Origin of the sequence: Halanaerobium saccharolyticum subsp. saccharolyticum DSM 6643, from assembly GCF_000350165.1 — a bacterium.
Lineage (GTDB): Bacteria > Bacillota > Halanaerobiia > Halanaerobiales > Halanaerobiaceae > Halanaerobium > Halanaerobium saccharolyticum.
The window spans coordinates 73,657-98,231 of record NZ_CAUI01000010.1; the positions used below are offsets into that span (position 1 = coordinate 73,657).

At 33.9% G+C, this 24,575-nt stretch carries 26 protein-coding genes and 1 pseudogene; 25 read left to right on the plus strand and 2 right to left on the minus strand.

Annotation, left to right across the window (positions count from 1 at the left end):
* The first annotated feature begins 192 nt into the window (after nt 1–192).
* The 5 genes from HSACCH_RS04910 to HSACCH_RS14260 all read left to right on the plus strand — a co-directional run bounded on the left by HSACCH_RS04910 (nt 193) and on the right by HSACCH_RS14260 (nt 4,915).
* A complete protein-coding gene (locus HSACCH_RS04910) occupies nt 193–2,214 on the plus strand; it encodes a methyl-accepting chemotaxis protein (RefSeq protein WP_051056329.1) in 2,022 nt (673 codons plus the stop codon).
* A gap of 620 nt (nt 2,215–2,834) precedes the next feature.
* Nucleotides 2,835–3,737 carry an IS21 family transposase gene (istA, locus tag HSACCH_RS04915; RefSeq protein ID WP_005488323.1) on the plus strand — a complete coding sequence of 301 codons (903 nt, stop codon included), beginning with the start codon at nt 2,835–2,837 and terminating at the stop codon, nt 3,735–3,737.
* 77 nt (nt 3,738–3,814) lie between these two features.
* A complete protein-coding gene (locus HSACCH_RS13745; protein WP_084815732.1) occupies nt 3,815–4,240 on the plus strand; it encodes a hypothetical protein in 426 nt (141 codons plus the stop codon).
* Nucleotides 4,241–4,423: 183 nt separating this feature from the next.
* On the plus strand, nt 4,424–4,630 hold the full coding sequence (locus tag HSACCH_RS13560) for a P-loop NTPase family protein (RefSeq protein WP_005488325.1): 207 nt from the start codon (nt 4,424–4,426) through the stop codon (nt 4,628–4,630).
* 108 nt (nt 4,631–4,738) lie between these two features.
* Entirely contained in the window at nt 4,739–4,915 is a 177-nt protein-coding gene (locus tag HSACCH_RS14260; protein WP_084815741.1) for an ATP-binding protein, read from the plus strand.
* A 63-nt stretch (nt 4,916–4,978) separates the two neighbouring features.
* Here the strand turns inward: HSACCH_RS14260 and HSACCH_RS04925 are convergent, their stop codons facing one another.
* Nucleotides 4,979–5,983 carry an IS30 family transposase gene (locus HSACCH_RS04925; protein ID WP_005488326.1) on the minus strand — a complete coding sequence of 335 codons (1,005 nt, stop codon included), beginning with the start codon at nt 5,981–5,983 and terminating at the stop codon, nt 4,979–4,981.
* A 110-nt stretch (nt 5,984–6,093) separates the two neighbouring features.
* Between HSACCH_RS04925 and HSACCH_RS14115 the strand changes: the two are divergent.
* The 5 genes and pseudogenes from HSACCH_RS14115 to HSACCH_RS04945 all read left to right on the plus strand — a co-directional run.
* A pseudogene (locus tag HSACCH_RS14115) lies at nt 6,094–6,381 on the plus strand (ATP-binding protein); the annotation flags it as partial.
* 40 nt (nt 6,382–6,421) lie between these two features.
* Complete coding sequence (locus tag HSACCH_RS14180) at nt 6,422–6,655, plus strand: GTP-binding protein (protein WP_268741835.1); 234 nt, start codon at nt 6,422–6,424, stop codon at nt 6,653–6,655.
* A gap of 31 nt (nt 6,656–6,686) precedes the next feature.
* Nucleotides 6,687–7,022: a GTP-binding protein gene (locus HSACCH_RS04935; RefSeq protein WP_005488328.1), complete on the plus strand. Its 336-nt coding sequence runs from the start codon at nt 6,687–6,689 to the stop codon at nt 7,020–7,022.
* A 6-nt stretch (nt 7,023–7,028) separates the two neighbouring features.
* Nucleotides 7,029–7,346: a hypothetical protein gene (locus HSACCH_RS04940; protein ID WP_005488329.1), complete on the plus strand. Its 318-nt coding sequence runs from the start codon at nt 7,029–7,031 to the stop codon at nt 7,344–7,346.
* 394 nt (nt 7,347–7,740) lie between these two features.
* On the plus strand, nt 7,741–9,027 hold the full coding sequence (locus tag HSACCH_RS04945; RefSeq protein WP_327049757.1) for an MFS transporter: 1,287 nt from the start codon (nt 7,741–7,743) through the stop codon (nt 9,025–9,027).
* 302 nt (nt 9,028–9,329) lie between these two features.
* Here HSACCH_RS04945 and HSACCH_RS04950 read toward each other — a convergent pair whose 3' ends face one another.
* Nucleotides 9,330–10,199, minus strand: a complete 870-nt coding sequence (locus HSACCH_RS04950) for an AraC family transcriptional regulator (protein ID WP_005488332.1) — start codon at nt 10,197–10,199, stop codon at nt 9,330–9,332.
* 218 nt (nt 10,200–10,417) lie between these two features.
* Here HSACCH_RS04950 and HSACCH_RS04955 point away from each other — a divergent pair, with 218 nt between their 5' ends.
* The 15 genes from HSACCH_RS04955 to HSACCH_RS05025 all read left to right on the plus strand — a co-directional run bounded on the left by HSACCH_RS04955 (nt 10,418) and on the right by HSACCH_RS05025 (nt 24,574).
* Complete coding sequence (locus HSACCH_RS04955; RefSeq protein ID WP_005488333.1) at nt 10,418–11,878, plus strand: NAD(P)/FAD-dependent oxidoreductase; 1,461 nt, start codon at nt 10,418–10,420, stop codon at nt 11,876–11,878.
* A gap of 1 nt (nt 11,879) precedes the next feature.
* Nucleotides 11,880–13,124 carry an NAD(P)/FAD-dependent oxidoreductase gene (locus HSACCH_RS04960; protein WP_005488335.1) on the plus strand — a complete coding sequence of 415 codons (1,245 nt, stop codon included), beginning with the start codon at nt 11,880–11,882 and terminating at the stop codon, nt 13,122–13,124.
* Entirely contained in the window at nt 13,124–13,495 is a 372-nt protein-coding gene (locus HSACCH_RS04965) for a DUF1667 domain-containing protein (RefSeq protein WP_005488336.1), read from the plus strand. The genes HSACCH_RS04960 and HSACCH_RS04965 overlap by 1 nt, the downstream gene beginning before the upstream one ends.
* A gap of 101 nt (nt 13,496–13,596) precedes the next feature.
* Nucleotides 13,597–14,553, plus strand: coding sequence for a tripartite tricarboxylate transporter substrate binding protein (locus HSACCH_RS04970; RefSeq protein ID WP_005488338.1), 957 nt, complete (start codon nt 13,597–13,599; stop codon nt 14,551–14,553).
* A gap of 86 nt (nt 14,554–14,639) precedes the next feature.
* Nucleotides 14,640–15,077 carry a tripartite tricarboxylate transporter TctB family protein gene (locus tag HSACCH_RS13565; protein ID WP_005488340.1) on the plus strand — a complete coding sequence of 146 codons (438 nt, stop codon included), beginning with the start codon at nt 14,640–14,642 and terminating at the stop codon, nt 15,075–15,077.
* 23 nt (nt 15,078–15,100) lie between these two features.
* Complete coding sequence (locus tag HSACCH_RS04980; protein ID WP_005488342.1) at nt 15,101–16,606, plus strand: tripartite tricarboxylate transporter permease; 1,506 nt, start codon at nt 15,101–15,103, stop codon at nt 16,604–16,606.
* Nucleotides 16,607–16,634: 28 nt separating this feature from the next.
* Nucleotides 16,635–16,850 (plus strand): 4Fe-4S dicluster domain-containing protein, encoded by a 216-nt coding sequence (locus HSACCH_RS04985; RefSeq protein ID WP_040477117.1) that lies wholly within the window; start codon nt 16,635–16,637, stop codon nt 16,848–16,850.
* Between the two features lie 4 nt (nt 16,851–16,854).
* Nucleotides 16,855–17,988, plus strand: a complete 1,134-nt coding sequence (locus HSACCH_RS04990) for a 2-oxoacid:acceptor oxidoreductase subunit alpha (protein ID WP_005488344.1) — start codon at nt 16,855–16,857, stop codon at nt 17,986–17,988.
* 13 nt (nt 17,989–18,001) lie between these two features.
* Nucleotides 18,002–18,820: a thiamine pyrophosphate-dependent enzyme gene (locus HSACCH_RS04995; RefSeq protein WP_005488346.1), complete on the plus strand. Its 819-nt coding sequence runs from the start codon at nt 18,002–18,004 to the stop codon at nt 18,818–18,820.
* A complete protein-coding gene (locus HSACCH_RS05000; protein WP_005488347.1) occupies nt 18,820–19,389 on the plus strand; it encodes a 2-oxoacid:acceptor oxidoreductase family protein in 570 nt (189 codons plus the stop codon). The genes HSACCH_RS04995 and HSACCH_RS05000 overlap by 1 nt, the downstream gene beginning before the upstream one ends.
* A 7-nt stretch (nt 19,390–19,396) precedes the next feature.
* Nucleotides 19,397–20,536, plus strand: a complete 1,140-nt coding sequence (gene sucC / locus HSACCH_RS05005; RefSeq protein WP_005488349.1) for an ADP-forming succinate--CoA ligase subunit beta — start codon at nt 19,397–19,399, stop codon at nt 20,534–20,536.
* Between the two features lies 1 nt (nt 20,537).
* On the plus strand, nt 20,538–21,407 hold the full coding sequence (sucD, locus tag HSACCH_RS05010; RefSeq protein WP_005488350.1) for a succinate--CoA ligase subunit alpha: 870 nt from the start codon (nt 20,538–20,540) through the stop codon (nt 21,405–21,407).
* A 14-nt stretch (nt 21,408–21,421) separates the two neighbouring features.
* Nucleotides 21,422–22,672, plus strand: coding sequence for a lactate racemase domain-containing protein (locus HSACCH_RS05015; protein WP_005488352.1), 1,251 nt, complete (start codon nt 21,422–21,424; stop codon nt 22,670–22,672).
* 144 nt (nt 22,673–22,816) lie between these two features.
* Nucleotides 22,817–23,269: a universal stress protein gene (locus HSACCH_RS13570; RefSeq protein ID WP_005488353.1), complete on the plus strand. Its 453-nt coding sequence runs from the start codon at nt 22,817–22,819 to the stop codon at nt 23,267–23,269.
* 66 nt (nt 23,270–23,335) lie between these two features.
* Nucleotides 23,336–24,574, plus strand: a complete 1,239-nt coding sequence (locus tag HSACCH_RS05025) for an NAD(P)-dependent malic enzyme (RefSeq protein ID WP_040477119.1) — start codon at nt 23,336–23,338, stop codon at nt 24,572–24,574.
* Nucleotide 24,575 lies beyond the last annotated feature (1 nt).

Sequence of the window (24,575 nt, forward strand, 5' to 3'; positions counted from 1 at the left end):
ATCTGCAATATTTTTGACAAATTTTTTTCATGTTAAGATAAGGACTATTTGTGAGTAAATAAGATTTAATTAGGGATTGAAGTCTTTAATCATGTTTGAAGTTATTTAAGTTTTGCAAACTTGAGTACGATAATATAGTTAGAGAGATTAAATAAAATCATCATCAGCAAAAAAGGAGTGTAATAAAAAAGCATGAAATTATTAAAATTTAAGTCGATTAGAGCAAAATTTTTAATACCGACACTTATAGTACTTATAGCAGGGATGGCAGCAATAGGATATATAGGTTATGATACTCAAAGAGACTATATCATGGAGCAGACTGAAGAAACAGCAACCTCAAAGATGGAAGAAATTAAAACCATAATAGATGATAGAAAAGAAAATGCTCAGCTTACTGAAGAGGCAATTGATAAATATCTTATTACAATAACCAGAACAATAGATCAACATTTAACAACAGTATCTGATTCTATAATCCAGGAGGAAATAAATACTCTTATGCAGGAGTTGGATTTAGAAGAAATCCATGTAACTGATGCAAAAGGTGTTATCAGATGGTCTAGTGTTATGGAATTTATTGGGTTTGATTTTAGTGAGTCAGAACAGACAAAGCCTTTTCTAGAAGGATTGGAAAATGAAGAGTTTGAATTAGCACAAGCTCCTCAAGAGCGAGGAACAGATGGTGAATTATTTAAATATATAGGGGTTGGAAGAACAGATAAAGCGGGAATTGTCCAGATTGGTGTCCAGCCGAAAGAACTGCAGGAAATTTTGGCAAAAATTGATATCACTCGTACGGCAGAAACAGCTAAATACGGTAGAAATGGATATGTTTATATCACAAATAAAAGTGGACAAATAATAAGTCATCCAGAAAGCAGTATGATAGGAAGCAGTATCACAGATTACAGCTGGGGAAATGAAATATTAACTCAGCAGGAGGGTAGTGATATTATTAACCTGGAAGGGGAAGAACTTCTCCAGAATTATATGCCCTATGATAACTATATAATAGTCACCGCACTTCCAACTTCTGAATATCAATCAGCGCTGGATGCATACAGAAATAAGATATTCATTACCATCTTGTTAGCAATAATTATAGCCTCAATTATAGTCTTTATGGTAACCTCTTCTGTAGTAAATCCGCTTAAAAATGCTATAGGATTTGCAGAAGAGATAGCAAATGGTAATCTTTCGGTGGCAGAATTGAAAGTAAAGACTAAGGATGAAGTTGGGGAACTATCCAATGCATTAAATAATATGCTCAAAAACCTAAAATCTCTTGTTGGCCAGGTAATAGATATTTCAGCTAATCTGTCAGCTTCAAGTGAAGAACTTTCAGCCTCTGGTGAAGAAGTATCAGCTTCTGCAGAACATGTTGGCACAGCAATCCAGGATGTGGCATCTGGTGCTGAAGAACAATCAGCACAGGCGCAGGAAACAAATGCTCTGCTCTATGAACTTACAGGCCAGATCAATATGGTAAGTAGTTCCTCGGAAGCAATGAACAAAAAAGCAGATGAGGTAACATATAATATAGAAGTTGGTGATCAATCTATAGAAAATTCAGTAGCAGAGGTCAATAAACTCAAAGAAAATTCTAATAATGTATCTGATGCCATAGATTCTCTTGCAGATTCATCACAAAGAATTGGTGAGATAGTTCAAATAATTAAAGATATATCTGCTCAGACAAACCTTCTTGCTTTAAATGCAGCTATTGAGGCAGCAAGAGCCGGAGAAGCAGGAAGAGGTTTTAGTGTTGTTGCAGATGAAATTAGAGAATTGGCAGAACAGTCAGGCGAAGCTACCGATGAAATATCAAAATTAATTGGTGGAATTCAGAAAGATGTAGAAATTTCGGTTGAAAATATGGAGCAGACAGAGCAAGCAGTAGATACAAGTGTAAATTCAATAGAAGAAAGTGGTAAGTCATTTGATGATATCAGGCAGGCTGCTTCTGTTCTGAATAATATAATAGAAAATATAGGTGAACAGACTGAAAAAATGAAAGTAAACAGTAATGAAGTGGAATCTGCAGTAAAACAGATTGCAGAAGTCAGTCAAACCGCGGCAAGTAATGCAGAAGAAGTTGCTGCAGCCAGTGAAGAACAGAGTGCTTCCACTGAAGAGATTGTAAATTCTGCTCAAAATCTTGCAGAAATGGCACAGAAACTCTCAAATGCAGTAAATGAATTCAAAATTTAAATAAAAAATAAGTATAATCGAGTAGGAGAAAAATAATTAATTTATTCTCCTTTCTCTTACAACAATCACAGTATATCGTTAGTTGCTGTGCGGTTCATTAAGAATTAATTACTTGAAGAATTAATTACTTGTGCATATCTTTCCGTAAAATTAAAGTATCCAAATTTCTTTAAGAACTGGTTAGTAAAGATTTTTGCAAGTGTTGGGCTATTGGACATTATCCAGTAGCCTTTTCTTGTATTAGCATATTCCCATGCTTTAGCTTCTCTGATAACGAGTATTAGTATTCTCCGCTGAAATAGCATGCATTTTAATCATAAGACATCAACAACTCTAAATCAGAAAAAACAGAAAAAAATCAGCCAAAAATTAGGAAAAAATCAGATACGTTTTATTTAGTTAAAGAGCATTTCAATAACAGGTATTATCCCCGTTATAACGACCTTTGTAGATGATAAAATAGATTTTACAGAAAACGATAAATAAGATTTTACGGGTATTGCTAGATAATGTAAAAGTAATGATTTTCTAATGGTAAATATGTTAAATTAATCCAGTACCATAATCTGCTCTTTTAGGATATAATATTCTTCTAAATATTCTAAAAGGGGGCAGAAATATTGAACAAAGAAGATGGATATAAAATGCATATGAAAATCCAGCAATTAAAAGAAATAGGATTAAATAAATCCCAGATTGCAAGAAGATTAAATATCAGCAGACCAACACTCAATAAATACTATGACTTAAATACAGAAGAATTTAAAGAAGTTCTTCAGTCAATGAGTACCAGAACTAAAAAAGCAGATAAGTATCATGATAAGATTCTAAACTGGCTAAAAGAACATCCTGATATCTCAGCTTCTCAAATCTATGACTGGATTGAAGAACAGCTTAACGGATATCCTGGTTTCACAGAAAGTACTCTTAGAAATTACATAAGAGATTTAAGAAAAGAGCATAATATACCCAAAACAAAGCATCCCAGGATCTATGAGGCAGTTGAAGATCCGCCAATGGGTCAGCAGATGCAGGTTGATATGGGTGAAAAATGGGTCTACAAAGCAGATAAAATCACCAGAGTTAAGCTCTATCTCATTGCCTTTGTTCTCTCCCATTCTCGATACAAATATGTAGAATGGTTTGATAGACCATTAACTACAGCTGATGTAGTAGCAGCTCACGAAAATGCATTTGAATACTTTGAAGGCATACCAGAAGAAGCTGTCTATGATCAGGATAGTTTAATCCTGTACAGTGAAAACTATGGTGATTTAATTTACACTCACCAGTTTGCATCATATAGGCTTGAAAGAAAATTTAGAGTATATATGTGTAGGGCGGCTGATCCTGAATCTAAAGGTCGTATTGAAAATGTTGTTGGCTATGTAAAAAATAATTTTGCAGCTCATAGAACATTTATCAATTTAGAAAAGTGGAATGAGGATTGTCTTAAGTGGCTTGAACGCCGTGCTAATGGGAAAATATATGGCACAACAAAAAAATACCAGCTCAGGTATTAACCGTCGAAAAGAAATACCTGAAGCCGGTATCCGAAAAAATTAAAAATAATTCTTCTGACTTAAGTATAACTTATCAGGTGAGAAAAGACAATACTATCCCGATAAAAGGTAACAGATATTCTGTTCCATTAGGCACCTATCAAGGACCTGAAAGCTATGTTAAAGTGCTTGAGGACAATGATAAATACTTGATATATGATTTTGAAAGTACAGCTAAACTGGCAGAACATAAAATAATAAGAACTAAAGGTAAACTCTCTAAAAATAGAGATCACGGTAGAAAGAAATCTGATAATATTGACAAACTGATAGAAAAGATAACTCTTCTCTTTCCTGATCACAAAAGAGCAGATAAATTTTTAGCAAGAATCAGAAAAGAAAAACAGCGATATATCAGGGAACAACTGCTTGTAATAGAAAAAGCTTTAGAAGATAAAGATTCTGAAACTATCACAGAAGCATTAGAATACTGTATAGGTAATAAAACTCTCCAGTGCCAGTGATTTTAGAGATATCATTAGTTATTACGATAAAGAAAAAATCAAGTCTAAAAATGATGATATTTTACTGGTAGCTGATAATATAGCTTTAAATGAAAAAGATAAGGCTAAACTTGCTGCTAAACCAGCAGTAAGAGATCTTGATGTCTATCAAAAGATATTTGACTCTTAAAACTGGAGGTATAAATGACAATCACAATTGAAAATCTAAAAGATAAATTTAAAGTTTTAAAGTTAAAAAATGCCTCTGATAATATATCAGAAATCATATCTCATGCTGTTGAAAATTATTTTCCCAGCGAAAAATTATTAGAATATGTATTAGACCAGGAGATTGAGGCACGAGAAGAAGCTCGCCTAGAAAAATATTTGAAACAAGCTGCATTCCCATAGTATAAAACTCTGGCTGAGTTTAATCTTGAAGAACAGCAGTCATTATATAAAAAACAGTTTAACCAGTTTAAAGAATTATCCTTGCTTGAGCGTGGCTAAAATAGAGTACTGCTTGGTCCTTTAGGAGCAGGCAAAACTCATCTGAGCATCGGCCTCGGCATTCATGCCATCAACGAATGCTACCAAGTAATCTTTGCAGCTATTAGTGATTTAATCTACTGGCTTAAAATTGATGAAATGATTAGATATTATAAAACTAAACTCAATAGAGTTTTAAAGAGGTGAATTGCAAGTTGCAATGCACGGTTTTTTTTGATTTTTTAAAAATTACCTGTACCTTAAGTATTTCTAGATGCTGAAACTAAGTTTTTCTCTAAATAATTCGTCTGAATTTCCGTAGCCAAACATTTTTCTGGGATAAGTGTTTATAAATTCCTGAATCTTTTTTACTAGGGTTCTTTTGATCCCTTTGAAGCTTGTGCCTTTAGGTAAGAATCTTCGGATAAACCTGTTAGCTACCTCATTTGAGCCTCTCTGCCAGATGCAGTATGCATCGCAGTAATACTGACTGGTTCTTGGGATACTGCTACCTGTAAAAGATTCTTCAATTCCTTCATAATCTGCAAATTCTGCTCCATTGTCTGTAGTGATTGTTTTGAATGTCTCTCTGAAATTCACTACTCCAAATCGTCTTTCTATACGATCTAACCCCTTTACCACAGATTCTGATTTCTTGTTTGGTATTTTTTCTATGATTTCCTGTCTGGTCTGTCTTTCTGTTAAAACCAGTAAAAATGGCTCTCCTTTTTCCTTTAAACCCTCTACCAAATCCATCTCCCAGTGTCCAAATTCTTCCCTGGTATCAGCTTCTTCAGGTCTGTCCCTAATTGTCCGGCCTTCCTTACGTCTAGTAGTACTAGCACTTTCTTTAGGCCTATCTTTTTCAACTTTATAGTTACCATGTATGAGATCATCTCTATCTATATCCAAAACACCTTTATCTATATAATTATAGATTGTTTTCCAGTGTAGTTCTGTCTCATAATCATCTGATTTTTTAATATCATCTACTACTGCTGCAGGAGATCTTAATTTAAGTATTTGCTCTTTTATAAATTCTGCTAATTTATTATTATCGCCTATTTTTAAATCCGGTCCTTTAGCAGTATTCTTTTGCTCTATTTCACCCTTTTTAATTTCACGACTTACTGTAGTTCTATGACAGTTTAGTTCTTTACCTATTTCAGTATAATTTTTATCCTGTTGATTGTATAGATGTTCTATCTTTACGCGATCTTCATAACTTAGGTGTTCACCTTTGCTTCTTTTTGTGTTACAATTACTTTGACACATATTCTGTACCCTCCTAATGTTTTTGTGGTTATTAACATTATACAAAAGGTACAGGTATGTGTCTATTTTTTTATCAAATTACCGCGTGCATTTAATTATACAATTTATTTAGAGTTTTAAAGAGTGATCTTTTAATTATCGATGACATTATGTTTATGGCTATGGAAAAGCAGGAATCCAACCTCTTTTTCCAGCTGATAAACAAACTGTATGGTTAGACTTAAATTATTATCACCTCAAATAAAGGTCCTTCAGACTGGGGTGAATTGATAGGTGATCAGGCTATTACAGCTGCAATTTTAGATCGTATAATTCATAAGTGCTAAATCATCAATTTAGATGGTGATAGCTACAGATTGACTTACAGAGAAACCATTTTTAAAAATTATTGGGTGTAAAATCTTATTTAACATTCACAATAAGATCCCACTAATAATTATTACCGGCTTCTTGGGAGCAGGTAAGACAACATTTTTGAATAATTTACTGGGGCAGCTTAAAGATAAAAAAACTGGAGTTATTGTTAATGAGTTTGGTGAGACTAATGTAGATGCCAAGATGCTTGATTTGGAAAATGATGATGGCATAGTTGAAATAAACAACGGTTCTATTTTTTTGCAGCTGTTTATCAGGGTCTTTTGTAGAATCGATATTATCATACAAGGATATTGACTTAGACTATTTACTAGTTGAGAGTTCGGGGATGTCAAGACCTAAAAGTATCGACAGCATTTTAGCTGATGTGGCTAAAATAACAGATGATAGATTTGATTTTAGAGGAATGATTAGTATAGCAGAGGCTTCTAATTTTAATAAGATTTTTAAAGCATTAAACTTGGCCAGAGAACAGGTAGCATACAGTGATTTGGTTATAATTAATAAAACTGACTTAGTTGATAATAAAGAATTGGATAAGATTGAAAGCATAATTATTTCTTTAAATCCAAGTGCAGAAATAATTAAAAGCAGTTATTCTGAGCTTAATATAGATATCCTGGAAAATAATTTTTCTTCTAATAAAGATGTTGGAAAAATTTGAAAGAAGATGGAATTTACTGACTTAAATAAACCAGAAAATATCATACTGGAGTTTGAGAATGAACTTAAAATTGATAAACTGAAAAGTTTAATCAAAGAACTATCCACCTATTCTCATAGGATTAAGGGCTTTGTTTATTTTGTTAATATAAAAAAGAAAACTACTTTAAAATCAAAAAAATCACTCCAGGGAAGGGAGTGGGATAAAAATGAGAAAAATATCTATTTTTTTAAAATGAATAAGCTAATTTTTTTGCTAGAAAAGCGAACAAATGCATATAAAAATAAAAAAGAAAGAGCTGATTATTTGAACTTTAAAGAATGAGAAATAAAAAGTCGGCAACAATCATGTTGATAGAAGACAGCATAGATTGAAAGAACTTAAAGATCATGAGGATAATATAGAAAAACCAGTGCTAGCTGATAAGGAGAAAGAAAAAATTAATTAAAAACTGATATGCTATCTATAATCATATCGTCAAAGTTCACTTGACCGTTGTTGGATTTTTAAAATATAATTGTCATAATTATTCTTCTTAGTGGTTTGGTTTTTATTTCGCTAATAAATAATTTAACCACTTAAAGAAGGATTATTTTTTTAAAACAGGTTATCATAGTTCTATTTAAACAACCTATTAAGGATTGGATTTAATTAATAGAATGTTTATCTTATATTAATATAATAGAATATTTTGACGTGAAATTTATTTCATATATTGTTGTATGATTTTAAAAATAAAGAATTATATTATTTTTTTGAGAATATAAGAATAATAAATTCATCTCAGAAGGGAAAGATATACAATATGAAAAAAAGAAAGATATTTATTTTTACTCTGCATGTTCTAATGACAACACAAACATACTTTTTCTTGCCATTAATTCCAATTTACGCAAAAGAATTTGGTATAACTCAATTTTTAATTGGACAGATTATATTCTTCTACAATCTACCAAGTGGGTTTACCAAAATTTACATAGGTTTTTTAATTGACAAAATAGGTAGTAAAAATGTGCTTATATTTTCGAACCTTATATTTATAATTGGGCTAATATTTTATTTTTTTCCGAGAAACTTTTTTATTTTATGTACTGCTCAGTTTTTAACCGGTACAAGTAGAGCCGCTTTTATGGCCAGTACAGCTTTTTATTTTTCAGAGATGGATGCTGATGAGCGGGGGAAAAATCTTGGTATAAGAACAGCAGGAATAGGAATGGGATTTTTTATTGGTCCTATTTTAGGAGGTTTTGTAAGCGACTTGTGGGGTTATTATTCTCTTTTCATCATATTATTAATGTCTTTTTTTCTAAATGCTCTTCTCCTAAAAAATCTACCTAATATTGAAGTTAAAAAGAAAAAAACAAAACCAGCGGAAGATAATAATTTTATTGATGAAACTAAACTTCTATTAAAAAACCCAGAATATCTTATAGTTATATTAAGTGGTTTTACAATCTCTTCAATTATGATATTAACAGATAACTATCTACCTCTTTATTTGAATGAAATCAGCCTTTCTCTGAAAGCAGTTGGTTTTATATTAAGTGTTAAAGGCCTGTCACAGATAATATTTGGCAGTATAATGGGCAGTTTATCTGATAAATATGGAAGAATGATCTTTGTTTATGGTGGGATAACAATCCCAGCTTTATCTATCATGCTGCTTCCTTTTTTGACTAATTTTTATTTTCTTGTTCTTAATGTATTTTTAATATCTTTAGGATTTACAGTTCTAAATCCAATATTAAATGCACTTGCAGCTGAAACTGTTAGCCCAGAAAGAAGAGGTTTTTCTATCGGCATCTGGCAGTCAAGTGTAAGCTTTGCAACAACAACATTCGCTCTTTTATTCGGTTATATGTACAGCGCTTTTAAATTAAATTATATATTTGTTGTTTCCAGTTTATTTTTATTACTCTGCCTTATTGGTGTTATTTTTTTAAGATACAAATTTGTGCTAAGCGGAAAAACAAAATTAAAGGAAGTGAATTCTTATGATCAATGATATCGATCACAGCAAATCTGATTTTAGCCTTTTTATCGAAGATTTTATCGTTTCACACAGAAAAAAACTTTGATATTAAGAGATCATAAACATTATCATAATTCTTATGTGATTCTATTGACAAATAACGGTAGTGGAATCGTTTTTGCCAAGTGAAATTTGATTCTTTTATTAATTTAAAATTGACCCGGGTACGCAAAAAATAATATTAATTTACTCAACCAGCTACTTTTCAGTTTCTTTCATTCGATAAGAATTACCATTCATATTAATTACATATGATTTGTGGGTCAATCTAAACTTTATTTTTCTATTCCTCTGTACTGGGTGGGAGTAATTCCATTTATTTTTTTAAAAGTTCTTTCAAAATGTGTCAATGAATTAAATCCTACATTTACTGCAATATCAGTTATATTTTCACTGCTTTTTATCAACAGTTTCTGTGCTTCCATAATTCTTTTGTTGTTGACAAACTCTATGACTGTAAAACCTGTACTATCTTTAAAAAAATGACTCAAATAATATTTACTAATATATAACTTTTCGGCAATATTCTGAAGAGTTATTTTATTCTTATAATTTTGATTAATATAGGCTATTATTTCAGCCAGCTGAAGGTTGGGATTGGTTTTTTTGTCATTTTTATTACTGTATTTTGTCTCAATTTCTATAATTCTATCAATAATAACAACCATTTCTAGCAAATAAGCGTGAACGATAGGCTGAAACATATATTTCTTTTTTGTTGACTCCATGATTATCTTTTCAGTCAGATACTTAATTTTTTTATAGTCCTGATCTTTAAGTTTTATGTATTTAATATTTTTTTTAAATATATCTGTTAAATGAAAATCATATTTTTCAAATATACAGTTGTTTTTTAAAAAAGGACCTTTCATCTGTAAAACAAAGCGATCATAATTGGCGGAATTTTTCTTAACAAGAGTCTTGTGTATATCAAATTTATCGATTAAAAAAATTGATTTTGACGTCATATTATAGTTGTTATCTTTTATAAAAAACTCTCCTGAACCACTGTTCTGCAACAAGATCTCATATGCATTATGATAGTGCTTAAAATATTTTACAGTTGAGGATGTTTTCCTGTGTGAAATGCTAAAATCATTCGTCAACTTACTTTCATTATAAATATTGTCATCTTTTTTATCCATTTTTTTAACCTCCATAATTTACAACTTTATTTAATTTTAAGTATATATTACATTTTAAGAAATTACAACAATATATGTTGAACAAAAGCTAAGCAACAAGATTCGGAAAGTAAATATTCAATTTTTATCATATTATAGTCTTGCAAGTTAAAAAATTCTAAAAACTTTTTAAATAAAGTTTATATTGAAAATTTAAAAAATAATTAGGAGGGTCAGTTTTGAAAAAAAACTACGATATTACAATAATAGGAGGTGGTGTAGTAGGCACTGCTATTGCAAGAGAATTAAGTAAATACAAAACTGATGTATTACTTATTGAAAAAGAAAATGATGTAGGGCAGGGTGCTAGCAACAGCAATAGTGGTGTAGTTCATTCTGGTTTTACAGCACCTGTGGGTTCACTTAAAGCAGATGTATGTATGTACGGCAACAATCATTTTGAAGAAATTTGCAGAGATCTGGATGTTCCATATGAAAAGACAGGTAAATTAGTGGTAGCTGTAGAAGAGAAACAGGTTGCAGAACTATATAATCTGCAGTACATCGGAAGAAAGAATGGTGCAGAACTGCATATAGTTGGTGAAGATTTTATAGAAGAAAAAGAACCGAACATATCAGGTAAAGCAGCGATGTATTCTCCCAATAGTGCAATTACAAGTCCATATGAACTTACAATAGCCTTTGCAGAGAATGCATATCAAAATGGTGTTGAGATCAACCTGAATACAGAAGTGTTAGAAATAAATAAAAAAAATCACAAATTTTCTGTCAAAACAGACAAAGGTGAAATTATGACAGATTATGTTATCAATTCTGCAGGTCTTCATTCAGATAAAATAGCATCTTTTTCTGGTGAAGATAGATATGAAATATATCCCTGCAGAGGTGAATATTACGTTCTGGACAAAAATGCGTCGGGGCTTCTGTCAAGACTTGTTTATCCAGCACCACCAGAAAATGCTGGCGGATATGGAATTCACCTTACTCCGACTGTAGAAGGAAATATTTTGATTGGACCTAGCAATGAATACATCGATAATGTTGATAATGAGGCTACAACAAAAAAAGTAATGGATAAATTGATAAAAGAAGCAAAAGAGTTTCTGCCCAAACTTTCTCGAGATATGGTGATTAGAAGTTATTCTGGTATTAGAAGCAAAATTGTTCCACCTGAGGTCGGTGGATTCACAGATTTTATTATAGAAAAAAGCCCCAAATATGATAACTTTATTAATTTAATTGGAATAGAATCACCTGGACTGACTTCTGCTCCAGGTATTGCAAAATATGTTACAGAAATAATAGATGAAATGGAAAAATTAAAGAAAAATGAAGACTTTGTAAAAACAAGAAAAGGAATAACCAAATTTTATGAACTTTCTGAAGAAAAGCAAAAAGAACTTGCTGCAGATAATCCCAATTACAGAGAAATAATTTGCAGATGTGAAAATATAACAAAGCAGGAGATAATAGATGCATTAAATAATCCTCTTGGAGTACAAACATTAAAAGGAGTAAAATACAGAGCTAGAGCCACAATGGGAAGATGTCAGGGCGGTTACTGTATGTCCAGAATAATAGAAATCATGCAGGATGAATTTGATATGGGTCTAGATGAAATTAAGCTGGAAGGCAATAACTCCAATCTTTTTGCTGGACAGGCAAAGGGGTGGGAATAAAATGATTAAAATAGGACTCGTAATTATTGGAGCAGGACCTGCAGGGCTGGCTGCTGCACTTGCTGCATATGAAGACGGAATTGAAGATATATTAATTATCGAAAGAGAAGATAGGCCAGGGGGAATCTTAAACCAGTGTATCCACGATGGTTTTGGGCTGCACAAATTTAAAGAAGTGCTGACAGGACCAGAGTATGCTCACCGTTATATAGATAAAGTCAGAGGAAAAGAAATAGAAATTATGACAAATACTATAGTAACAGAATTAACAGATGAAAAGGAAATTAAAGCATTTAATGAAAATGAAGGCATTCTCCACATCAAAGCTGAGGCTGTGATTCTGGCTATGGGAAGCAGAGAAAGAACAGCAGGTGGAATAAGTTTACCTGGTGACAGGCCCTCCGGAATATATACTGCAGGACTTACACAGAATTTAATGAATCTACAGAATATACAGGTTGGTAAAAAAATCGTTATTCTTGGCTCTGGAGATATAGGTTTAATTATGGCCAGAAGGCTGACATTAGAAGGTGCAGATGTAAAGACAGTACTGGAAATTATGCCTTATTCAAATGGATTAAGGCGCAATATAAATCAGTGTCTTGTTGATTATGATATTCCACTTAAGCTAAATCATACAGTAATAGATGTTAAAGGTGATGGCAGGCTAGAATCAGTGATTGTGGCAGAAGTTGATGAGTTATTTAATCCGATTGCAGGTACAGAATATGAGATAAAGTGTGATACTTTAATTCTTTCTGTTGGACTTATTCCAGAAAATGAGCTTTCCAAAAAAGCAAAAGTTCAGTTAGATAACACAACAGGTGGAGCAGTGGTAAAAGACAATTTAGAGACAAATGTTGACGGCATATTTGCCTGTGGAAATGTTCTCCATGTTCATGATCTGGTGGATTTTGTTTCTGACGAAGCAGAAAAAGCAGGCAGAGCTGCATCTGAATATATTAAAAAAGGTCATAAATTAAATAAAGAAAACATATTTGTTGAAACCGGTAGTGGTATAGGATATGTAATTCCACAGGTTATTTCTAAAGGAAAAGATCAAATATTTTCTATGAGAGTAAGAAAACCTGATAAAGATAAGAAAATAAAGGTTATTGCTGATGGAAAAGTTCTTCATGAAGAACTTTTTAAAAAGCTAAATCCATCAGAAATGATAAAGATAAAGGTGAACAAAGATAAAATTAAACCAATGGAAAAATATAATATAAAGGTTGTGGTCGAATAATGGTAGAAAAAAAATATATATCCTGTATATTATGTCCAAATGGTTGTGATATAAAAGTAAAATATATGAATGATGAAATAATAGAAATTGAAGGTGCAGTCTGTCCAAAAGGCAAAGACTATGCAAAACAGGAAATAAAGAATCCACTTAGAACACTGACTTCTTCAGTGATGGTTGAAGATGGGGATACTTCTCTTGTAAGCGTAAAGACCAGTAAACCAGTACCATTAGAAAAGGTAATGGATATTATGAATGTAATTGATGATGTGAATGTGAATGCCCCTGTTTCAGTAGGAGATATTATTATTGAGTCTCCTGCGGGATTAGACTGTGATATTGTTGCTACAAGAGAAGTTAAAATAAAAAAATAATGTATTAGGAGGTGAGATATTTTTTATTCTGTCTATACTTTTAGTTCCAACTAATTGTAAAAATTAGAATTTAGTAGAAAATAAGAGGAGGAAAATATTTTATGAAACGCATTATGACTTTTGTTCTGATGGCTCTTTTGGTTTTAAGTCTGAGTAGTGGTGTAATAGCAGCTGATTATCCTAACAAGACAATTACATTAATGGTTCCTTTTTCAGCCGGTGGTGGAACTGATGTAATAGCAAGACTATTTGCTCCATATTTAGAAGAAGAATTAGATGAAAGTATTGCTATTTTAAACAAACCTGGTTCTAACGCTGAAGTTGGTATTACATGGTTATATAACCAGGATCCTGATGGATATTCAATTGGATTTACTAACTTACCACATTTTGTGTCTAATCCACTTATGAGAGAGACCCAATATTCAATTGATGCATATCAGCCTTTGATTAACTTAGTTACTGACCCAGGCGTAATAGCAGTTAAAGCAGATGATGATAGATTTCCTGATTTAGAATCATTCGTTAAATTTGCAGAAGAAAATCCTGGTTCATTAACAATTGGCAACTCAGGAATTGGTGGAGACGACCATATAGCAACTTTGATGCTTCAGGATAGAACTGGTGCTAAATTTACTCCAGTACCATTTACAGGTGCTGCACCTAACAGAACGGCTCTGCTTGGTGGACACATTATGGCTGCTGCAATCAACGCAAGTGAAGCAGTTCAATTTGTGGAATCCGGTCAGATGAGAGTCCTAGGAGTTATGTCTGAAAAGAGATATGGAGATTTACCAGATGTTCCAACATTTAAAGAAAGTGGTTATAATGTAATTTCTGGTTCTAGTCGTGGTATTTCATTGTTGAAAGGAGTTTCTGATGAGAAACTTCAAATTTTAGCAGATGCAGCAAGAAAAGCAGCGAAGAACCCGGAATTTATAGAAAAGGCTACTAAAGCTCAGCAGCCTCTAGATATTCAAGTATTAGATAACGCTGAAAAAGTTCTTGAAAGATATAATAGTAACATTAAAGAATTACACAAAAAGTTCCAGTGGTAATAAAGAACATAAAAAAATTAAAGCAAAGGGAGAAGCATATGCTTCTCCCTCTCAATGAAATTTAAGTTGATTAAGGAGGGAAAACAATGGAAATGGCTGTAAAAGATAAAATTACTGCCGCTATAATTTTTATTTTAAGTGTGGCTGGTTATATTAAAGCGGGGGAATATGAAATGGGAGGAGCCAGTTCGTTTCCCAAAGCAATTTTTATGGGGGGAATAGTTCTTTCGGCTGCTTTGTTTTTAGCGGCTCAATTTGATTTTTATAAGGGAAAAGAAAAAACAGAAAATATTAATGTTAAGAGAATGGCAATGATTATTGGAATTAGCATACTGTATTTTGTATTGATTGATAAAGTTGGATACTTTATTGTAACACCATTATTTTTATTTTCATTAACAATTATTCTTGGTTATAGAAACAAAAAGATTTTATTTCTCTACCCCCTCTTTTTTAGCGTGTTTTTATTTTTAGTATTTAGACTGTTTTTAAATGTACCATTACCAATGGGAATTCTATCTTAAAATAAATTGAGGAGGTAAAATATATGTGGGATTCGTTGCTTCAAGCTTTTTCGACAATTTTTAGTTTTTATGGTATTTTCTTAATGATTTCTGGTGTTGCTGGAGGTATAACAATTGGTGCTATGCCCGGTTTATCTGCAACTATGGGAGTTGCTCTATTGATTCCTATAACTTTTGCTATGGAGCCAGCCTATGGACTTATTTTACTTGGAAGTATATATATTGGAGCAATTTATGGAGGTTCAATATCTGCAATATTAATAAGAGTACCTGGAACACCTGCTTCTGTTGCTACAACACTTGATGGCTATCCGATGACTACAAATGGCGAAGCAGATAAAGCATTAAAAATTTCTATAACTTCTTCTTTTACTGGTGGGGTAATAAGTGCTCTTGCCTTATTGTTTATTTCACCGCCGCTTGCAAAAATTGCTTTAGAATTTGGCCCAGCTCAATATTTCTGGGTTGCACTTTTTGGTTTATCTATAATTGTAACACTATCTGCTGATAATCCGATCAAGGGTTTTATTTCAGCGGCAATTGGTCTTTTTGTGGGTGTAGTGGGAATGGATCCACTGGTAGGTACTTCAAGATTTACATTTGAAAATGTAAATTTGCAGAGTGGTGTTCAGGTTATTGTTCTGCTGATAGGATTATATTCTATTCCACAGGTTTTAGAGACTTTAGAAAGTGGAAAGTTAAATAAAGGTATAAGTGTTATGAAAACAGATAAAATTATTTCTCCAAAAGAAATTTTTGCAGAGATAAAGGAAATCTGGCCAACATATTTAAGATCAGGTATTCTTGGAACATTAATAGGGATTATTCCTGGTGCTGGAGCAAACATTGCATCTTATGTTGGATATAATGAGGGGAAAAGATGGTCTAAAAACCCCGAAAAATTTGGTACAGGCTATAGTGAAGGGATTGCAGCCTCGGAAGCAGCTAATAATGGTGTAACCGGAGGATCATTAATTCCGCTTTTAACTTTAGGTGTTCCTGGTAATGGTGTTACTGCAGTTCTTATTGGTGGTCTTTTGATTCAGGGATTAAATCCTGGTCCAAGATTATTTGCACAGAATGCAGATATTGTTTATTCCTTTATGGGAGCAATTCTTATTGGTAATTTTATTATGCTTGTGCTCGGATATTATGGAGCAAATTTATTTATAAATGTTGTTAAAATACCTACAGCGGTCTTAGGACCGATTATTATAGTGTTGAGTATTGTAGGATCTTATGCAATTCAAAACAGTTTGTTTGATTCTGGATTAATGTTGGCTTTTGGTTTACTAGGATATTTAATGCGTAAACTTAACATAGACTCTGCCCCTGCGGTACTGGCATTAATACTGGGTCCGATGGCAGAATCAAATGTTAGAAGAGCTCTTCTGATGGGGGCAGGTAATCCCGCTGTTCTATTCAAAGGATTAATCAACTGGGTATTAATTATTATGATAGTTGGTTCTATGGGCTTTGCATTCTACACATTTTATAGAGAGAGAAAAGTTGCTTTTACAGACAAATAGATAACTTAAATTTAGGAGGGTTACATTTATGGTAGAAACTGTTAGCAAGACAAAAACAAAGATAGAAACTAATCAAAAATGGTGCAAAAGCTGTGGAATATGTGTAGACTTTTGCCCAACAAATGTATTAGAACTAGACATTACAGGAAAACTTAAGGTAGTGGATGCAGACGCATGTATCAGCTGTATGCTGTGTGAGTTGCGCTGTCCTGATTTTGCAATAGAAATAGTAGAGGAGGATTAAGTATATGAAAGAAGCAGTATTAATGCAGGGTAATCAAGCAGTAGCTGAAGGAGCCCTGGCAGCAGGATTGAAATTCTGTGCCGGATATCCGATTACCCCTTCAACAGAAGTAATAGAAATACTTTCAGAAAAATTGTCTTCCCACGGAGGAAGATTTATACAGATGGAAGATGAGTTGGGAAGTATAGGAGCAATAATAGGTGCATCAGCAGCAGGAAAAAAATCGATGACGGCAACAAGTGGACCAGGATTTAGCCTGATGCAGGAAAACCTGGGCTATGCAGCAATGGTAGAGTTGCCGATAGTAATATACAATGCACAGAGGGTAGGGCCATCCACAGGTGGAGCTACAAAACCACATCAGGCGGATATAATGCAGGCTAAATGGGGATCACATGGAGACAGCCCACGTATAGCATTAATGCCTGGATCAGTAAAAGAAGCATATGAGATCACAGTAAAAGCATTCAATCTTTCAGAAAAGTATATGGTTCCAGTAGTAATCTTAATGGACGAGCTCTTAGCACATATGAGAGAAAGTATAGTAATACCGGATAAAGATGAATTGGAAATAGTAGAAAGACGCACAGATGCAGATCCCAAAGATGAGTATCTACCGTATAAAATAGATGAAACAGGATTACCAGTACTGCCACCACTGGGTGGAGGATACAGGTACAATATATCTGGCATGATCCACGGAGAAGATGGAATACCGGATCTTACACCATCGACAATAGATGCTAATGTAAGGAGAATCAACTCCAAATTAGATAGATACTATGATGATATAGTAATGCTGGAGAACGAAAAAAATGAAAAAGCTAAAATAGCCATTTTTGCATTTGGTTCAACCACCAGACCGGCAAAAGGTGCAATCAAAAAAGCAAAAAAAGCGGGAGTAGAAGTAGAGCTTATCAGGCCGATAACAATCTGGCCGTTCCCAGAAAAAGAGCTTAAAGAGATAGCAAAAAGAGTGGATAAGATAATAGTGGCAGAGATGAATTTAGGCCAGACAGCTGGACTGGTAAAACAGGCTCTAGAAGGAAAAGCAGAAGTGATACAGCACAACAGAGTAGATAGTGGACACATAAGTGTAGAAGAACTCTACAATAAAATTATGGAAGTAAATTCATAAGGAGGATAAATATATGAGCAAATTGGATAATTTACTGAGAACAGATCAGATGCCTCATTTTGCCTGTCCGGGATGTACCCATGGTACAGCCTGGAAGTCCATGCTTAAGGCAGTAGAAGATCTGGGCTTAGATCAGGATAAAACAGTGATGGTATGTGCGATCGGATGTGCGGGTAGATTACCGGTATATTCAGATTTTCCATCTCTCAGAACACCACATGGAAGAGCGTTAAGCTATGCAACAGGAGTAAAACTTGCCAATCCAGAATTAAATGTAATAGTATTTATGGGAGATGGAGATGCAGCAGCAATTGGGGGTAATCATTTAATCCATGCAGCTAGAAGAAACATCGATATTACCGCAGTAGTAGCAACAAATGAGATATATGGAATGACAGGAGGACAGTATGCGCCGACAACAGAGAGAGGAAGATTTGCCTCTACAGCACCATTTGGGATGACAGAAAATCAAATGGATGTATGTAAGCTTGTAGAAGGGGCAGGAGCAACTTTTGTTGGACGTGGAGATGTCTACAATGTAAGAGAGCTAAAAGGCTTAGTGAAGGCAGCTATAGAACACAAAGGATTCTCTTTAGTTGAAATATTTACAACTTGTCCTACTCATTTTGGGAGAAAAAATAATATGAAACAGCCTTCTAAATTAGTAAAACATCTAAAAGAGCTGACAGTAACCAAAAAACAAGCAGAAAAGATGACTGAAGAAGAATTAAAAGGTAAATTAATTAGAGGTATACTTGTAGATGAGGAAAAGCCAGAATATGTAGAAACATATGATAGACTGACAGGATTTAAAGAAGAAGGTGAAGGATAATGAGTTTAAAAAAACTTGAACAGTTAGAGATAAGATTCAGTGGTTCAGGAGGACAAGGACTTGTGCTGGCAAGTATTATCTTTGCCGATATACTGACAGCCTCAGGCTATAATGTAATACAGGGAGAGTCTCACGGTATAGAGGCCCGTGGAGGTGCAAGCAGAGGAGAGGTAATTGCAAATAAAAAAGGGATTACAAACCTTGCAGTTAAAAATCCGGATATATTTGTGGCACTTTCACAGCAGTCATGCAGCAAATATTATGCTGATGCAAAAGAAGATGCCCTGATAATTTTAGATTCATTTTTAATTGAAGATATTCCAGAAATCAATACAGAAAATCTATATCGAATACCATTTACAAAAGAAGTAAAAGAAGAGCTGGGAACAATACTGCCGACAAATATAGCTTTTATAGGAGCAGTGGCAGAGCTGACAGATATAGCAGAATTAGATGTATACAAAAAAGCAATAAAGGGAAGAATTCCTAAAGGGACAGAAGAAGTAAATATGAAATCCTTCCAATTAGGTATGGAACTTGCTAAAAAAGTGCAGTCAGAAAAGGAGTGAAGCTAACTTGAAAATATACGAATATCAGGCTAAAGAAATTTTTTCGGAAAATGGGATAGAAACCCCTGCTGGCCAGCTGGCACTTTCAGTAAAAGAAGCTGTAAAAAAAGCAGAAGAACTGGATTATAAGGTTGCCCTAAAATCTCAAGTCCATGTGGGTGGAAGAGGTAAAGTTGGTGGAATTAAATTTGCTTCAACTAAAGAGGAAGTAGAAAAAATGGCAGAAAAGCTATTTAATATGGAAATAAAAGGTGAAGAAGTAAATAGACTATTAATTGAAGAGCTACAGGATATAGAAGAAGAATACTATCTGGGATTAACATTAAACAGAAGCAAAAAAACAGACACACTTATTTTCAGCCGTTCAGGTGGAATGGATATAGAAGAAGTTGCAGCAAAAAAACCAGAAAAAGTTGTTAAAGTTAATATTGATCCTGTTTTAGGATTTCAGAATTTTCATCTGAATCCGATAGTAAAAGCTTTCGATTTTGACAGAGAAATGAGCAAAAAAATTGTACCAATAGTAAAGAAGCTTTATGATATATTTAAAAATAATGACTGTTTATTAGTAGAAATCAACCCACTTGCCCTGCTGGCTGATGGAAGTGTAAAAGCTCTTGATGGCAAATTAGAGATGGATGATAATGCAAGATACAGACAGTCAAAACTTCTCACAATGTGGGATGAAGAAAAAGAAGAAAAAATGGAGTTAATTGGTCGTCAGGCTGGTTTTGTTGTTATCAAATTGAGTGGAAATGTATCAGTAATAAGTAATGGTGCCGGTCTTGCTATTTCGACACTTGACGCACTGCAGCGACATGGAGCGAATGCAGCAAATATACTTGACTTGAGTGGAGGAGCTACTTCTGAAAAGGTACAAAAAGCTTTTGATGTAGTTTTACAGGACAGTGATGTTGAGTCAATATTATTCAATATCTTTGGTGGTATAACAAGGTGTGATGAAATTGCAACAGGTGTAAGCAAATCTTTAGAAAAAGTACCATCTGAGATTTCTGTTATCTGCAGACTTCAGGGGACAAATCGCGATGAAGGTATAGAAATACTTAAAGAAGCAGGACTTGAGGCGGCATCTGATTTAGAAGAAGTGGTAGAAAAAGTTGTAAAAACAATTAAGGGGGGTGAATAGTATGAGTATTATTATCGATAAAGATACTAAAATTATTGTTCAGGGTATTACTGGACGTGAAGGAAGTTTCCATGCTGATTTGATGTTAAAATATGGTGCAAATGTAGTTGGGGGAGTAACACCTGGGAAAAGTGACCAGAAAATTAACGGTCTGCCTGTATTTGACACAGTAAAAGAAGCAGCAGAAGCAACAAGTGCAGATGCAAGCATACTATTTGTTCCTCCAAGATTCAGCAGAGATGCTATTTTAGAGGCGATTGATGCAGGTCTTGAGGTAGTTGTTACGGTTGCAGAAGGTATCCCTTTCCATGATATGCTTTACTGTAGAGAATATGCAAATAAAAATAACTGCACATTAATTGGCCCCAATACACCAGGAATTATATCTCCTGGAAAATCTAAATTAGGATTTATGGCGGATATTATCTATAAAGAAGGCAGTGTGGGCATGATCTCAAGAAGTGCTACTCTTTCTTATGAAGCAGTTAACAACCTGACAATAAATGGAATTGGTCAGTCTACAGTTGTTGGTATAGGTGGTGACCCTTTACAGGGGATAACATTTAAAGATTTGTTGCCCCTTTTTGAAGAAGATCCAGAAACAGAGGTTGTTTTGATGATTGGAGAAATCGGTGGCACAGATGAGGAAGAAGCTGCCTTGTATGTCAAAGAAAATATGGAAACACCTGTTATTGCATTTATAGCAGGAGAGGCTGCACCTGAAGGAAAAAGAATGGGTCATGCAGGTGCTATAGTTTCTCCAGGTGGAGAAGGTAGTGCAAATTACAAAAAAGAAAAACTTGAAGAAGCCGGGATTGAAGTTGCAAGGAAACTGACAGACATTCCTGATCTTTGTAAAAAATATATATAGTGAGGTGGAGTATTATGGAATTTAAATTAAAATACGGCCACGAAAAAGTAAAGGTAAATGTTCTCGAACAAAATCTAATGGCAGAACTGATGCCAGAAGATGTTGAAGCTCTGAAAAATCCTGAGGCAGAAGTGATAAGAGCACTGGCTGAACCTATTAAGAGTAAAAAGCTCAAAGATTTAGTAAAAGATCAAGATGAAGTTGTAATTTTAGCCAGTGATATTTCTCGACCTTCTCCTTCCTATTTGCTTCTCCCTCCTATTGTTGAAGAATTAAACTCAGCAGGAGTTAAAGACGAAAATATAAAAATTGTCTTTGGGCTGGGAGTACACAGAAAACAGACTGAAGAGGAAAAGAAAAAACTTGTTGGAGAAGAGATCTATAATAGAATAGAGTGCATAGACCATGAGGTTGAAAGCTGCAGAAATGTGGGTACAAGTAAAAGAGGTACAGAAATAGAAATCTTTGATCAGGTCCTTGATTCAGATTTTATTATAGCAACAGGTAATTTGGAATACCACTATTTCGCCGGATTTAGTGGAGGTGCAAAAGCACTCGCACCAGGTGTGTGCAGTCGAAAAACTATTCTACAGAATCATCAGAAATTCTTAGATCCAATGGCAAGAGGTGGACAGATAGAAGGAAATCCTGTTCGCGAAGAAATAGAAGAGATTGGCGAAATGATAGGCATAGATTTTATGGTTAATGCTGTGCTTAACAGTGGCAAAAAGCTGATAAAGGTTGTTGCTGGTGAAGTAACTGCTGCCCACCGTGCAGGTAAAGATTATATAGAAAAAATATATCAGAGCGAAATAGATGAACTTGCTGATATAGTAGTTACCACACCTGGTGGAATGCCAAAAGATATTGACCTCTATCAGACACATAAAGCTATGGAAAACGCCAGTCTTGCCGTAAAAAAAGGTGGTAAAATTATAATTGCTGCTAAATGTGAAGATGGGCTTGGAGAAGATCATTTTGGTGATGCACTTACAGGAGGAAAATCTGCTCAGGAATTAATTGATGAGTTGGAAGATGATTTTATTCTCGGACGCCACAAAGCTTCTCGGATCGCCATGATACATAGCGAAAGTGAGATTTATCTTGTTTCATCACTGTCAGATGATATAAAAGAAAAACTCTTTATAAATATCTTTGATGACCTGGATAGTGCACTAAAAGATGCAATGGATGAACTTGGTGATGATGTCAAAATTCTTGTTATTCCTTATGGAATATCTACACTTCCAAAACTTAAAGAGTAATGAGTCAGAAGAACAAAACAAATTGAATCATCCTGAATTAAGAGCTATTTGCTGTGCAGTATGATTTTTTGCATAAAATTTTTATTTAAATAATGATAAATTTCAATATCACTTAGTATATTATATGGGGAGGCGACAATTGAAATGTTTAAAATTTTAGTTGCTGTAAAGGGTTCTGAAAGCTGTTCTGCGGTTGCTCAGAAAGCTCAAGAAATGGCTCTTTTATGCAAAGGTTCAGTTACATTTCTGACAATTATAAGTACTAAACACAAATTGATAAGATCTAAAGAAGAGTTTGAACAGTTAAATCTCGATCTGGAAGAAACAAAAAAAGAAACAGAAGAAGCTTTAAAAACATGCAGCACACTATATGGGCAGTGTGAGGTTGAATTAGGAGAAAAGGGTTTAGAGACTGAAAGAGTTGTTAAAGAAGGAAATTATATAGGGCAAGATATATGTAATTATGCTGAAGAAAATAATTTTGATTTAATAGTTATTGCTGATAAAAGTGATAAAACAGTAAAAGATAAGCTGCTGGGAAGTACAGCGGAAAAGATTATAAAACATGCAAAAACATCTGTCTTGGTTGTAAAGTAAATATTCTCCCACAAAAAATATTTTTTGTGGGAAGAGTCCTGTTAGAAAAAAAATTAAACTTTAAGGATGGTTATTTTGGAAAATTTAAAAGAAAAAGCGTTAAAGATGCATGAAGAAAAAATGGGGAAATTAAAGGTAGCAGGAAAGGTTAAGGTAGAAAACGAAGATGACTTAACCCTTGCTTATTCTCCGGGAGTTGCCTATCCATGTCTAGCAATTGCCGAAAACAGTAATGATGTATATAAATACACTAATAAAAGCAACTTTGTAGCTATTGTTTCCAATGGTACCGCAGTATTGGGACTGGGAAATATAGGAGCAGATGCTTCTATACCTGTAATGGAAGGAAAATCAGTTTTATTTAAAGAGTTCGGTGCAATAGATGGGTTTCCAATCTGTCTTGATTCAGAAGATTTAGAAGAAATAATCAATACAGTAAAGTTGTTAGAACCTGTATTTGGAGGAATAAATCTTGAAGATATAAAAGCACCAGAGTGCTTTATTATAGAAGAAAAATTAAAAGAAGAAATGAACATTCCTGTATTCCATGATGACCAGCATGGAACTGCAATTATAACTTTGGGTGCACTTATGAACTCAATTAAAATTTTAGATAAGAAATTCAAAGATTTAAAAGTAGTAATCAATGGTGCAGGAGCTGCTGGAATTTCCATGGCCGGAATCATAATGGAAAAAGGAGCTGAAAATGTCATACTCTTAGATAGATGTGGAGCTCTTTATGAAGGCAGAGGAAACATGAATGAGATCAAAGAAAAAATTGCAAAGATAACTAATCCTGACAAAGAAAAGGGAAAGTTAGGAGATGTCATAAATGGAGCAGATGTCTTCCTAGGAGTATCTGTAGCAAATGTAATGACAGAAGAGATGGTAAAAGATATGGCAGATGATCCGATAGTATTTCCCATGGCAAATCCAGATCCTGAAATAGATCCAGAACTTGCTTTTAAAGCAGGCGCAAGGATAGTAGGAACTGGACGTTCTGATTATCCAAATCAGATCAACAATGTACTTGCTTTCCCGGGAATTTTCCGTGGAGCACTGGATGTAAGAGCGACGGATATTAATATGGAGATGAAACTCGCAGCAGCACAGGCGCTTGCAGACTTAGTCAGTGAGAAAGAACTTACAGAAGAATATGTAATACCAAAACCTTTTGATAGTAGAGTTGGACCACATGTTGCGGCAGCAGTAGCGGAAGCAGCAGTAAAATCTGGTGTAGCAAGGATAGAATTAAGTTATGAGGAGGCTTATAAAAAGGCAGAAGAAAAACTGGGGGAAGAATAAT

Coding starts and splice junctions, on each gene's coding strand:
- HSACCH_RS04910 (WP_051056329.1), top strand. CDS start 193: ATGAAATTATTAAAATTTAAGTCGATTAGAGCAAAATTTTTAATACCG.
- HSACCH_RS13560 (WP_005488325.1), top strand. CDS start 4,424: ATGACAATCACAATTGAAAATCTAAAAGATAAATTTAAAGTTTTAAAG.
- HSACCH_RS04925 (WP_005488326.1), bottom strand. CDS start 5,983: ATGTGTCAAAGTAATTGTAACACAAAAAGAAGCAAAGGTGAACACCTA.
- HSACCH_RS04935 (WP_005488328.1), top strand. CDS start 6,687: ATGTCAAGACCTAAAAGTATCGACAGCATTTTAGCTGATGTGGCTAAA.
- HSACCH_RS04940 (WP_005488329.1), top strand. CDS start 7,029: ATGGAATTTACTGACTTAAATAAACCAGAAAATATCATACTGGAGTTT.
- HSACCH_RS04950 (WP_005488332.1), bottom strand. CDS start 10,199: ATGGATAAAAAAGATGACAATATTTATAATGAAAGTAAGTTGACGAAT.
- HSACCH_RS04960 (WP_005488335.1), top strand. CDS start 11,880: ATGATTAAAATAGGACTCGTAATTATTGGAGCAGGACCTGCAGGGCTG.
- HSACCH_RS04965 (WP_005488336.1), top strand. CDS start 13,124: ATGGTAGAAAAAAAATATATATCCTGTATATTATGTCCAAATGGTTGT.
- HSACCH_RS04970 (WP_005488338.1), top strand. CDS start 13,597: ATGAAACGCATTATGACTTTTGTTCTGATGGCTCTTTTGGTTTTAAGT.
- HSACCH_RS13565 (WP_005488340.1), top strand. CDS start 14,640: ATGGAAATGGCTGTAAAAGATAAAATTACTGCCGCTATAATTTTTATT.
- HSACCH_RS04980 (WP_005488342.1), top strand. CDS start 15,101: ATGTGGGATTCGTTGCTTCAAGCTTTTTCGACAATTTTTAGTTTTTAT.
- HSACCH_RS04985 (WP_040477117.1), top strand. CDS start 16,635: ATGGTAGAAACTGTTAGCAAGACAAAAACAAAGATAGAAACTAATCAA.
- HSACCH_RS04990 (WP_005488344.1), top strand. CDS start 16,855: ATGAAAGAAGCAGTATTAATGCAGGGTAATCAAGCAGTAGCTGAAGGA.
- HSACCH_RS04995 (WP_005488346.1), top strand. CDS start 18,002: ATGAGCAAATTGGATAATTTACTGAGAACAGATCAGATGCCTCATTTT.
- HSACCH_RS05000 (WP_005488347.1), top strand. CDS start 18,820: ATGAGTTTAAAAAAACTTGAACAGTTAGAGATAAGATTCAGTGGTTCA.
- sucD (WP_005488350.1), top strand. CDS start 20,538: ATGAGTATTATTATCGATAAAGATACTAAAATTATTGTTCAGGGTATT.
- HSACCH_RS05015 (WP_005488352.1), top strand. CDS start 21,422: ATGGAATTTAAATTAAAATACGGCCACGAAAAAGTAAAGGTAAATGTT.
- HSACCH_RS13570 (WP_005488353.1), top strand. CDS start 22,817: ATGTTTAAAATTTTAGTTGCTGTAAAGGGTTCTGAAAGCTGTTCTGCG.
- HSACCH_RS05025 (WP_040477119.1), top strand. CDS start 23,336: ATGGTTATTTTGGAAAATTTAAAAGAAAAAGCGTTAAAGATGCATGAA.